This window comes from Actinomadura verrucosospora (genome assembly GCF_039540335.1).
Classification (GTDB): domain Bacteria; phylum Actinomycetota; class Actinomycetes; order Streptosporangiales; family Streptosporangiaceae; genus Spirillospora; species Spirillospora verrucosospora.
On the sequence record NZ_BAABEV010000003.1, the window covers coordinates 177280 to 189002 of the forward strand.

Consider the following 11723-nt stretch of genomic DNA (forward strand, 5'->3'; position numbering starts at 1 on the left):
TCCTTTCTGTGGCGAGATCGCCGGGCAAGCGTAACGATCCGGACGCGGGTCGCGCATGCGGCGCCCGTTGGCCGTCCCGCCCCGGTTGTTGGCATGATGCGGGGTGCCATGAGGTGGACGGACCGTGACCCGCGGGCGCTCGCACCGCTGCTGCCGCTGATCGCGGGGGCCGCGATCAGCGCCCTGGTCGCGTTGGTCGTCTGGCTGGCGGTGACGGTGGCCCCGCCGTCCGGCGGGACGGGCGCCCACCCGCGGGGCGGTTCCGGCCGGCCCGGCTCGGGCGCGTCGCCGGGCGCGCCGCCGCCGAGCCCGGCGGGCACTCCGGCGGCGATCGACCCGCCCGGCTACTCGCCCGCCGCACCGGTGATCGACGGGTCCTTCGCCGACCCCACCGTGATCAAGGTGGCGGGGACGTACTTCGCCTACGGCACCAACAACGCGGACGCGACGATGCCGGTCGCGACGGCCCCGTCGCCGACCGGGCCGTGGAGGACGAGGCCCGGCGACGGCCTGGCCCGGCTCCCGGCCTGGGCCGCCGGAGGCTGGACCTGGGCGCCCGAGGTGGTCGCGCCGCGCGAGCCCGAGGGCACCTACGTGCTGTACTTCTCCGCGCGCCGCAGGGACGGCGCCGAGCAGTGCATCGGGGTCGCGACCGCGTCCTCGCCCGCGGGCCCGTTCGTCCCGCAGGAGGGCGGGCCGCTGGTCTGCCCGCTGGACCTCGGCGGCGCGATCGACCCCGGGTCCTACGTCGAGCCGGACGGCACCCGCTACCTGCTCTACAAGACCGACGACCAGAAGACGGCCGCGATCTACCTGGTCAGGCTGAGCCCGGACGGGCTGCGCCCGGCCGGCCCGGCGAGGCTGATCATGGGGCGCGCGGCGGACGAGCCCGTCCTGGTGGAGGCGCCCGACCTGGTCCGGCGCGGCGGGAAGTACGTGCTGCTGTACTCGGCGGGCTGGTACTTCACGCCGGAGTACCAGACGCGCTACGCGGTGGCCTCGTCGATCGAGGGGCCGTACGCCAAGGGCGGCGCCGTCCAGTCCACCGGCCTGTACGGCGGGAAGGTCGAGGGGCCGGGCAGCGCGGACGTGTTCGCCGACGACACCGGCGACTACCTCGTCTTCCACGGCATCCTCGACCACCACGGCGGCTCCCGGGTGACCCGCGGCATGTACGTCGCCCGCCTCGGCTGGGACGGCGCGCGTCCCGCCGTCCGGGGCGTCCCCGTCCGGTACGAGGCGGAGCGGGGGCGGCTGAACGGCTGCGTCTCGGCGCTGGCGCGGCCCAACGCGTCCGGGGGGTCGGCGGTCGGGCCCTTCGCGCGCGACGACTGCCGCGTCGAGGTGCCGGTGTTCGCGCCCACCGCCGGGAGCTACGCGGTCCGCACCCGGTACGCCAACCGCTCCGGCCGCGACTCCGACCTGGAGATGTCGGTGAACGGCTATGCCGCGACGTCCGTACGGCTGCGCGCCACGGCGGGCGCCGACTGGGCGGACGTCCCCGCGACGGTGGAGCTGGCGGCGGGCTGGAACACGATCGGCCTGCGCCGCCTCGACGGTCAGGGGCAGGTCGACTACCTGGAACTGCGGTAGGGGCCCGTCCGCTCGAACAGGACCAGCCAGCCGCCCCGGTACGTCCACGTCCCGGCCCTCCGCCAGGGCCCGGCGGACTGCACCGCGCGCTCCCGCCGTTCGATGATCGGGTTGTGCGGGTCGAGGGAGCGGTGGTTCATCACCCACACCCGGTCCGTCCCGGCGAGCCTCGGCGGCAGCTCGCGGGGGAGCAGGTCACGGCCCTTGAGGTTGGCGGCGGCCACCGGGTCGGTGCTCACGCCGGCGTCGCGCAGCCGCCCGAAGACGCCGGGGTAGGCGGCGGCGCTCCACCGGGCGCTCCCGGCGAGGTAGACGATGGCGTCCCCGGGCCGGGCGTGCGCGCGGACGGCGTCGGCGGCGGCGCGCATGTCGTCGAGGCGGCTGTCCTGGCGGCGGATGTCGCCGTGGACGCGCAGGGACGGGACCACGAGCACCGCCGCCGCGGCGGCCACCGGTACGGCGCGGGCGGCGGGGCGGCGGGCGACGGTGAGCAGCCCGGCCAGGCCGGCGCCGACGAGCAGCGCGACGGCGGGCAGGCAGTAGGTCGTGTACCGGTAGTAGAAGACCGGGTCCGTCACGCTGGAGACGAGGAGCAGCAGCACGGTCGGCACGAGCGCCCAGGGGAGCGCGACGGCGGCAAGGGAGGCCGTGCGGTGCGGGACGGAGACGCGGCCCGAGATGCTCGCCGCCACGCCGAGCAGAGCGAGCGCCACGACCGGCGCGACGAGCGCGCGGTCTCCGGTCAGGAACTGGAGCTGCGTCCACGCGACGTCCCACGACGGCCGGGGAAGCCACTCCACCTGGCGCTTCTGGTCCTGCGCCGCGAGCGTCAGAACCACGAGCGGGGCCGCGGCCACCGCCGCGGACGCCAGCCAGCGCAGCCACACTCCGGCCTTGGGACGGGTCAGCAGAACGGTCACGCCGTGCGCCGCGAGCAGCAGGGCCCCGTCCAGGTGCAGGAACCCCAGCACCGCGACCGCGGGGGCATAGCCGGCGAACCACCGCCAGGGACGCCGTTCGTCCCGGTCGAGGGCCCGTACGAGCAGGTAGGTGGCGAGCACCGCGACGGCCGCGGTCATGGCGTAGGAGCGCGCCTCCTGCGCCCACCGGCTCGTCTGCGGACCGGCGGCCCACACCAGCCCGGCCGCGAGCCCGGCCGGCGGCCCGAGGCAGCGCCGGCCGAGGACGGCGAGGCCCGCGGCGGCCGCCGCCATGGCGAGCGCGCTGGGCAGCCGCAGCGCGAGCGCGCTCGTCCCGAACACCGCCACCCACGGCTTCATGAGCATGTAGTAGAGGGCGTGCACGAGATCCAGATGCGGGAAGACGCGCAGCATGTCGCCGTACGACCGGGTCGTCATGCTGATCGTGGCGCCCTCGTCGAGCCACAGGGACGGGGTGCCGATACCGACGAGCGCCACGGCGAGCGTCAGCGCGGCGCACGCGACCGGCGGCGCCGGACCGGCGAGCAGGCGAGTGACGCGCGCGGTCCCGTCCCGGGGCCGGCTAGCCGTCGCGACCATGGCCGCGACCGTCGGGAGGTAACTCGGCTTCTGGCAGGACACCGGCCTCCCGCAGGATCGCGGCGGTCGGCCTCGGGCGGGTGAACAGGCCGTCCTTCACGCCCCGGGCCAGCGCCCGGCGCAGCACCGCGCGGTCGGAGGAGCCGGCGAACGTGCGCGCCCAGCGCCGCGCCGTCGACCCCGCGTACAGGGCCCGTTCGGGCGGCGCGAGCCCGCGGCTCCCGGTGAACAGCCAGATCTTGTTGCGCACCTCGTAGAAGAAGCGGTCGCCCGGGTCCGCGTCCGTCCCGCCGAACTCCCTGGTCTTGTGCACGACGACGCTGCCGGGGCAGAGCAGCCCGCGGCGCCCGCGCAGCAGCCGCGTCGTGAACTCGAAGTCGTCGTTCCAGAGGAAGTAGTCGGCGACCGGCAGCCCGCGCTCGCGCACCGCCGCCGCGTCCACCAGCGCGGACACGAACGACGCGGACCGGATCGGCACGCAGCCGGCCGCGTGCGCGACCCGCGACTCGGCGGCCGTCGCCCGCGGTTTGGGGCGGGGGGTGTTCATCGGGTGGTCCCGGCCGTCGGTCCAGACGACCCGGCTCGCCACGAGCACGGGCGGCCCGTCCTCGCCGGTCGCGGCCTCCCGCGCGTCCAGCAGGGCTCGGAGGGCCTCCGGCTCGGGCACGGTGTCGTCGTCCAGCAGCCAGAGCAGATCCGCGCCCTCGCCCATCGCCCGGGCCATGCCCGCGCTGAACCCGCCGGCCCCGCCGATGTTGCGGGGCAGGGCGAGCAGGTGCACGCCCGGGAACCGCTCGGCGACCATCGCGGCGGTTCCGTCGGCGGACGCGTTGTCGACCACGACGATCCGGTCCGGGGGCCGCGTCTGGGCGCCGAGCGCGGTCAGGGCCTCGCCGAGCAGGTCGCGCCGGTTGTAGGTGACGACGACCGCGGTGACGGACGGTCCGTTGCCGCTCCTCGCGCCCGGGGTCACGGGTTGCGCCTGCCCGCGGCCCTGCGGGCGGCGCGCTGCAGCGCCGGCGACGGCGACGCGGCGGTCTCCATGAGTCGCTCCAGGTTCTCCTTCACGCCCGCCATCTCGCTGTGCAGGTGGGCGAGGCCGACGCGTTCGCGCGCCAGCGACAGCTCCTCCAGCAGGTGCGCCGCCACCTCGACGGACGCGGTCGCGACCAGCTCCTCCGGGACGTCGCCGGGGAGCATCGCGGCCTCCGGGACCCGGGACGTGGTCAGCTCGTCCAGGTCGCCGGCCACGTCGTAGCCGGAGGCGCGCAGCGACTCGGCCAGCTCGCGGGTCCGGTGCGCGGCCCACTCGGCGTGCCGGGCGGGCAGCCCCATCCGGGTGCGGTCCGTCCCGTCGGCGAGCCGCGTCGACCCCCCGGATCCGGCGGCGCCGCGCCCGAGGAGGTGGTCCTGGACCATGTGCTCGTAGTCGCCGCCGAGCGTCGTGCCGATCCTCTCGTTCAGGCGGCGGAGCAGCTCCGCCTCGACCGCCGACAGCGGCTCGTCGCCGGGGATGCCGCCGAGGTCGCACACCCCGTCCTCGACGCCGACCAGGGCGCTGAAGCGTTCCCACATCAGGCCGGCGCGGCCGCCCGGCGGCGGCAGCGTGAGGACGTGGACGCGTTCCCGCGGCACCGCCGACCCCCAGGCCCGCAGCACCCGCACCGGGTCGTGCAGCCCCCAGAACATCTCCCCGTACGGCTCCGGCGCGTCGATGCCGAGCGCGACGAGATCGTCGACGAAGCGCTCGAACGTGATGGTGTGCGCGTGGCGGATCTGCTCCTGCCAGTCGAGGATCAGCTGCCAGCCGAGGTCGCGGGTGGCGAGGACCACGTGCACCTCGGCGGGCTCCAGCGCCGAGACGGCCCGCTTGACCTGCTGCTCGGTCGCCCCGCCCAGCAGAGGCTGGGAGAAGACGACCGCGGGGCCGTCCCAGTCGCGGGCGCGCTCCACGACACGGTCCCACGCGCCGTCCCAGTCCGGGTCCCGGTGGCCGCCCCAGCTCATCTCGCGCAGGTCCATCACGGCCGCGAAGTGCTCCTGCGGCCCCGTGACGGGGTAGCAGACACCGGCGTCGCCCAGCCGCCGCCGGTTGCTCCACAGCGCTCGGTGCAGGAAGTCCGCCTCGGCCGTCGGCGCCCCGACATGCAGGTAGACGGACTTACCGGAATCCCCCATACGGGCGCTCACCTCGTTCTCGTCTCGGCGTCGGGCCGTCGCGTCCCGCCCTGGAACCTGCGGTAGGCGCCGCGCAGCCGGAGCGCCGCCGGGTAGCGCTCCCGCGCCGTGCGCTTGGCCCGCTCGACGAACGGCGCGGCGTCCTGCACGAGCCGGTCCGTCGTGGCGAGCAGCCCCGCCGAGCCCGCGCGCAGCATGCCGATCTGGTCGCGGGCGGGGAGGCCGGCGCCGGGCACCGCCTCGGCCCGCCTCCGATTGTCCTGGACGCGCCGCAGCAGCGCCGCGACGGCGTCGAGGCCCACGTCCGCCATCTCCGCCCAGCGGACCTCGTCGGGCGGCGGCGCGGGCGCGGTCCCGAGGGCGGGGCCTGACGCCGCCGCCGGCATCAGCTCGTACAGGTCGCCCACCACGTGGTAGCCCGCCGCGCGCAGCGCCTCGACGGTCTCCACGGCCCGTTCCACGGCCCACGGAACGTGCTCGCCGGGCAGTTCGATCCTGACCGGCGACGGACGTCCGGTCAGGAGCCGCTGCGCGAGGAACAGCTTGACGTCCTCGTTGTAGGCGTGCCAGCCGACACGGTCGCCGAGCGTCTCGTTGAGGCGCAGCAGGAACTGCGTCTCGCTCAGCCCGAGCGACGGGTTGGCGAACGTCCGGGACAGGTCGTAGTCGTCCGGGACGAGGCCGGTGGCCGCGCAGAAGCGCCGCCAGAGCAGGTCGCGGGGCGCGCCGGGCTGGGGGAGGGTGACGACGTGGACGCGCTCGGGCGGCAGGTCCTCGCCCCAGCGGCCGAGCACCGCGACCGGATCCTGCAGGCCCCAGAACAGCCGCGCGCTCTCGTAGGCGTGCCAGTCCTTCCGCCGCAGCGACGCCACGAACTCGCCGAACGAGGTGGTGAAGCGGTTCTTGACGTCCTCCTGCCAGTGCGCCGGGATCTGCCGGCCGAGGTCGCGCGCGGTGAAGACCACGTGAACATCGGCGAAATCGAGGTCGGCCATGGCCTGCCGGATCCACTGCGGCTGGGCCGGCGCGAACAGCTCCTGCGAGATGACCACGGTGCCGGGCCAGTCGCGGGCCTCGGCGACGAGGTCGTGCCACGCCCCCCGGGTGGCGGGGTCGGACGCCTCGCGGAAGAACGTCCGCCGCAGGTCGAACGCGGCGCGGACGTGCGCGGCCTGGTCGCGGCCCGGGTAGAGGACGCCGTGCTCGCGCAGCCGGTCGCGGTTGTGCCACAGCACGTGCTGGAGGAAGGTCGTGCCGCTCTTGGCGGCGCCGACGTGCAGGAAGACCGCGGGGCGCGCCCCCCGCGCCGCACCGCTGGCAGGGCTGTGCGCCGCACTGCCGGGAGTGGGTGGGGCCACCGCGATCCTTGGCTTCCTGCGACGGTACCGAACGAACCCCGGGTATCTTAGCCGCATTCCGTACAGTGGATCCGGCCGGCGCCCCCGTGCGGCCAGGTCCCTCGCTCCCCGCACGAGTCGGATGGACGCCGTCCAGTGAACGTTGATCTCGTGGTGGCCGGTGCCGGTTTCTTCGGTCTCACGGTCGCCGAACGATGCGCGGCCGGCCTCGGCCTGCGCGTGCTCGTGCTCGACCGCCGCGACCACATCGGCGGGAACGCCTACAGCGAGGCGGAGCCGGAGACGGGCATCGAGGTGCACCGCTACGGCGCGCACCTGTTCCACACCTCCAACGAGCGGGTCTGGGAGTACGCGAACCGGTTCACCGCCTTCACCGGCTACCGGCACCGCGTGTACTCCACCTACAAGGGCCGGGTCTACTCGATGCCGATCAACCTCGGCACGATCTGCGAGTACTTCGGCCGGGTCTTCACCCCCGGCGAGGCGCGCGCGCTGATCGCCGAGCAGGCCGCCGAGATCCGCCGCCCGGCCAACCTGGAGGAGCAGGCGATCTCGCTGATCGGGCGCCCGCTGTACGAGGCGTTCATCCGCGGCTACACCGCCAAGCAGTGGCAGACCGACCCCCGCGACCTGCCCGCGGAGATCATCACCCGGCTCCCGGTGCGCTACACCTTCGACAACCGGTACTTCGACGACGCCCACGAGGGGCTCCCGGTCGACGGCTACACCGCCTGGCTGGAGCGGATGGCCGACCACCCGAACATCGAGGTGCGGCTGAACACCGACTTCCTCGACCTGCGCGACGACCTCGTCGGCAACGTCCCCGTCGTCTACACCGGCCCGCTGGACCGCTACTTCGACTACGCCGAGGGCGAGCTGGGCTGGCGGACGCTGGACTTCGAGACGGAGGTCGTCCCGACCGGCGACTTCCAAGGCACCCCCGTCATGAACTACGCCGACGAGGACGTCCCCTACACCCGGATCCACGAGTTCCGGCACTTCCACCCCGAGCGGGCCGCCTACCCGTCCGACCGGACGGTCATCATGCGGGAGTACTCGCGGGCCGCCGCCCGCGGCGACGAGCCGTACTATCCCGTCAACACCGCCGCCGACCGGGCCCGGCTGCTCGCCTACCGGGAGCTGGCCCGGCGTGAGGACGGCGTGCTCTTCGGCGGGCGGCTCGGCACCTACAAGTACCTCGACATGCACATGGCCATCGCGAGCGCGCTCACCATGGTCGACAACCGGCTGCGTCCCCATTTCGGCGAGGGTTCGCGTCTCACTAGCGGAGGTATGGACGAGTGACCGAACACGCCGAGGCGTCCGGGGAGTCCGGCGCCGCCCCCGGGCTGCGGGTCCTGCAGCGCGTCGTCATGCCGGTCGACCGCGACCTGGACGTGCTCAAGCTGTACGTCGAGGGCGAGATCGCCCGTGGAGCCGAGGCCGTCGCGGCGGAGACGGCCGCCGAGGCTTCGGCCGGGGCCCCGGCCGACGGGCCGGAGGGCGTCGGCCGGCGCAGCGTGGTCGTGCCGGTCGGGCGCCGGGTCTCGTTCGCGACCTACTTCAACGCCTTCCCCGCCAGCTACTGGCGCCGCTGGACGTCGGTGGAGGAGGTCGTGCTGCGGGTCCGGCTGCGGGGCCAGGCCACGGTCATCGTCTACCGGTCCAGCGCGAAGGGCCACGTCCAGCGCGTCGACTCCGTCCGCGTCGACTCCGCGACCTCCCGCGAGGAGACGTTCCGGCTGACGCTGCGCCCGTTCATCGACGGCGGCTGGTACTGGATGGACGTGCTCGCCGGGGAGAGCAACGCCGTCCTGGAGCGGGCCGACTGGTGCGCCGACACGGGCGCCACCGGACCCGTCCGGCAGGGGCGGGTCAGCTTGGGCATCACCACGTACAACCGCCCGGGCTTCTGCGTCGACCAGCTCGTCGCGCTCGGCGGCGCGCCCGAGGTGCTGGAGGTGGTGGACGCCGTCTACGTCGTCGACCAGGGGGACCAGCGCGTCCGCGACGACGGCGGCTTCGCGCGCGCCGCCGCGTCGCTCGGGCCGAAGCTGCACGTCATCGAGCAGGGCAACCTCGGCGGCTCCGGCGGCTTCTCCCGCGCGATGGACGAGACCCTCAAGGCCGGGACCAGCGACTACGTCCTGCTCCTGGACGACGACGTGGTCACCGAGACCGAGGGCGTCCTGCGCGCCGTCGCGTTCGCGGACTTCGCCCGGACGCCGACGATCGTGGGCGGCCACATGTTCAACCTCTTCGTCCGCTCGCAGCTGCACGCCTACGGCGAGACCATCGGACGGTACCGCTGGTGGTGGGAGGAGGCCCCGCACACCAAGCGCGAGCACGACTTCGCCAGGCCGCCCGACCCGAGCCCCCGCGCGCGGACCAGCTCCGGCAGCCTCCTCAAGACGAAGTGGCTGCACCGGCGCGTGGACGTCGACTACAACGGCTGGTGGATGTGCCTGATCCCCACCGACGTCGTCCGCAAGGTCGGGCTGTCGATGCCGATGTTCATCAAGTGGGACGACGCCGAGTACTGCGTCCGCGCCGGCGAGGCCGGCTTCCCGACCGTGACGCTGCCGGGCATGGCCGCCTGGCACGTCCCCTGGCAGGACAAGGACGACGGCATCGACTGGCAGGCGTACTTCCACGAGCGCAACCGCCTGGTCACCGCCCTCATGCACTCGCCGTACGAGCGCGGCGGCAACCTGCTCAAGGAGAGCTTCATCATCTCGGTGAAGCACGCGCTGGCCATGCAGTACTCCACCGCCGAGCTGATGCTGTCGGCGATCGAGGACGTGCTGAGCGGCCCCGAGCACATGCACGCGGGCATCGCCTCGAAGCTGCCGGAGATCCTCGCGTTCCGCGCCGACTTCCCCGACGCGCAGAACCGCGCCAGCCACGAGGAGTTCCCGCAGGTCCGGCGCGCCAAGCCGCCGAAGCGCGGGCGCGGGTTCAAGCCGCCGCGCGGGACGGCGAACGTGCTCGCGAGCGCGATGCTCGGCACCGTCAGGCAGCTCCGTCCGGTCGAACCCGGCTCGCGCGGCAACCCGCAGGCCGTCGTCCCGCACATCGACCGGCACTGGAGCCTGCTGTCGCAGGTCGACAGCGCGCTCGTCTCCTCCGCCGACGGCACCAGGGTGGCCTGGTACCAGCGCGACCCGGAGCGTTTCCGGACGCTGCTGCGGCGCACGTCGCTGCTGCACGCCCGGCTGGGGCGCGAGTGGCCGGAGCTGAGCCGCCGCTACCGGGCCGCGATGGCCGACCTCGCCTCCGCCGAGGCATGGCGGGCGACGTTCGACGCCGCGGGCGGCGGGAGTGCCGACGCGGGCGGCGGGGGCGCCGACGGGGGCGGGCGCGGATGACCGCCACGCCGGTCCGCGCCGACGAGGGGCTGCGGGCGCCGGGAGGGGACGGCGGCCTCCGGCGGACCTTCCGGGAGAAGTACCTGCTGCGGCTGCTGGTGCGCCGGGAGCTCAGAGCCCGCTACAAGGGCTCGCTGCTCGGCCTCGGCTGGTCCTACGTGCGGCCGGCCGTGCACTTCGGCGTCTACTTCTACGTCATCGGCGTGTTCCTCGGCATGGACGACCGGGTCGAGGACTTCCCGGTCTACCTGTTCTCGGGCATGGTGCTGATCAACCTGTTCACCGAGACGCTGCACTCGACGACCCGCTCGGTGACGGGCAACGCCGCGCTCGTCCGCAAGGTGTTCCTGCCGCGCGAGCTGTTCCCGACCGCGTCGGTGCTGGTCTCGCTCGTCCACTTCCTGCCCGGGATGATGATCCTGCTGGGCGGGTCCGTCGCCGCCGGATGGCGGCCGTCGCCCGCGGAGCTCGGCGCGGCCCTGTACGGGTTCGCGATCGTCCTCGTGCTCGGCTTCGGGCTCGGGCTGCTCTGCGCGGCCGTGAACGTGTTCTTCCGCGACCTGGAGCAGGTCGTGGACATCTCCATGATCGTCATCACCTGGTCGGTGCCGATGATCTATCCATGGACCCACGTCCGGGAGCACGCGCCCGGCTGGGTGCTGGACGTCTACCTCGCCAACCCGCTCGTCAGCGCCGTCTCCCTGTTCCAGCGGGCCTTCTGGTACCCCGGGACCCGCGGCGACCACGCCTTCCCGCCCCACCTCTACGCCCACGCCGGGGTCGCCCTGGCCGCCAGCGTGCTGGTGTTCGCCGCCGGGCACGCGGCGTTCTCCCGCATGCAGGCGCGCTTCGCGCAGGAGCTGTAGCCGTTGAACGCCTCGCACCCGACCGCGGCCCCGTCGATCGTCATCGACCGCGTCACGAAGAACTTCACCCTGCGGCACGCGCGCTCGATCAAGGAGATGAGCGTCCGCGCGTTCCGCGGGCAGCGCCTGTCGGACCGGTTCCGGGCGCTGGACGAGGTGAGCCTCACCATCGGCCAGGGCGAGACCGTCGCGCTCATGGGGCTGAACGGCTCCGGCAAGAGCACCCTGCTCAAGATGATCTCCGGGGTGCTGCGCCCGGACAGCGGGTCGGTCCTCGTCCGGGGGCGCATCGCCGGGCTGATCGACGTGGGCGCCGGCCTGCACCCCGAGCTGACGGGCCGCGAGAACGTCTACCTCAACGGCGCGATCCTCGGCATGCCGCAGGCCGAGATCGCCCGCAAGTTCGACGCGATCGTCGAGTTCTCCGGCGTCGAGCGCTTCCTGGACGACCAGGTGAAGTTCTACTCGTCCGGCATGTTCATGCGGCTGGCCTTCTCGATCGCGGCGCACACCGAGCCGGACGTCTTCCTCATCGACGAGGTGCTGGCCGTCGGCGACCCGCCGTTCCGGGAGAAGTGCCTGGACCGCATCCGCGAGCTGCGCGGCGAGGGCCGGACCATGGTCGTCGTCGCGCACGACATCCGGATGCTCGTCGGGCTGTGCGACCGCGGCGTCACCATGCGGCAGGGCCGGGTGATCTTCGACGGGCCGACGGAGGAGGCCGGCCGGCTCGTCCGCGAGGACCGCGCCGCCCGCCGCGCCGCGGCGGCCGGGACGACGGCCGCACCGGGAGTTTCCGGGGGAAACGGAGTTCTCGGTGGATAGGGTGTCCCGAGCCGC

9 protein-coding genes are annotated in these 11723 nt (G+C 74.0%); 5 read left to right on the forward strand and 4 right to left on the reverse strand.

Features of this window, described 5'->3' with window-relative positions; genetic code table 11:
- Positions 1–108: 108 nt before the first annotated feature.
- Positions 109–1593 carry a family 43 glycosylhydrolase gene (locus ABD944_RS04930; RefSeq protein WP_345172815.1) on the forward strand — a complete coding sequence of 495 codons (1485 nt, stop codon included), beginning with the start codon at positions 109–111 and terminating at the stop codon, positions 1591–1593.
- On the opposite strand, the gene ABD944_RS04935 is transcribed toward ABD944_RS04930, so the two are convergent.
- Genes ABD944_RS04935 through ABD944_RS04950 form a run of 4 tightly spaced genes read right to left on the reverse strand, consistent with a single transcriptional unit; the run spans position 1575 to position 6649 of the window.
- Positions 1575–3113 carry a glycosyltransferase family 39 protein gene (locus tag ABD944_RS04935; protein WP_345172817.1) on the reverse strand — a complete coding sequence of 513 codons (1539 nt, stop codon included), beginning with the start codon at positions 3111–3113 and terminating at the stop codon, positions 1575–1577. The two genes, ABD944_RS04930 and ABD944_RS04935, sit on opposite strands and share 19 nt — an antisense overlap.
- Positions 3097–4086: a glycosyltransferase gene (locus ABD944_RS04940; RefSeq protein ID WP_345172819.1), complete on the reverse strand. Its 990-nt coding sequence runs from the start codon at positions 4084–4086 to the stop codon at positions 3097–3099. The genes ABD944_RS04935 and ABD944_RS04940 overlap by 17 nt, the downstream gene beginning before the upstream one ends.
- The gene (locus ABD944_RS04945) at positions 4083–5291 is read right to left on the reverse strand and encodes a hypothetical protein (protein WP_345172821.1); all 1209 of its coding nucleotides are present in this window, start codon (positions 5289–5291) and stop codon (positions 4083–4085) included. Before ABD944_RS04945 ends, ABD944_RS04940 begins: the two co-directional genes overlap by 4 nt.
- Positions 5292–5299: 8 nt before the next feature.
- Entirely contained in the window at positions 5300–6649 is a 1350-nt protein-coding gene (locus ABD944_RS04950; RefSeq protein ID WP_345172823.1) for a hypothetical protein, read from the reverse strand.
- A 135-nt stretch (positions 6650–6784) separates the two neighbouring features.
- Between ABD944_RS04950 and glf the strand changes: the two genes are divergently transcribed.
- Genes glf through ABD944_RS04970 form a run of 4 tightly spaced genes read left to right on the forward strand, consistent with a single transcriptional unit; the run spans position 6785 to position 11708 of the window.
- Entirely contained in the window at positions 6785–7954 is a 1170-nt protein-coding gene (glf, locus tag ABD944_RS04955) for a UDP-galactopyranose mutase (RefSeq protein ID WP_345172825.1), read from the forward strand.
- Positions 7951–10017 carry a glycosyltransferase gene (locus ABD944_RS04960; RefSeq protein ID WP_345172827.1) on the forward strand — a complete coding sequence of 689 codons (2067 nt, stop codon included), beginning with the start codon at positions 7951–7953 and terminating at the stop codon, positions 10015–10017. The genes glf and ABD944_RS04960 overlap by 4 nt, the downstream gene beginning before the upstream one ends.
- Positions 10014–10883 carry an ABC transporter permease gene (locus tag ABD944_RS04965; RefSeq protein WP_345172828.1) on the forward strand — a complete coding sequence of 290 codons (870 nt, stop codon included), beginning with the start codon at positions 10014–10016 and terminating at the stop codon, positions 10881–10883. The genes ABD944_RS04960 and ABD944_RS04965 overlap by 4 nt, the downstream gene beginning before the upstream one ends.
- Positions 10884–10886: 3 nt before the next feature.
- Complete coding sequence (locus ABD944_RS04970) at positions 10887–11708, forward strand: ABC transporter ATP-binding protein (RefSeq protein WP_345172830.1); 822 nt, start codon at positions 10887–10889, stop codon at positions 11706–11708.
- Positions 11709–11723 lie beyond the last annotated feature (15 nt).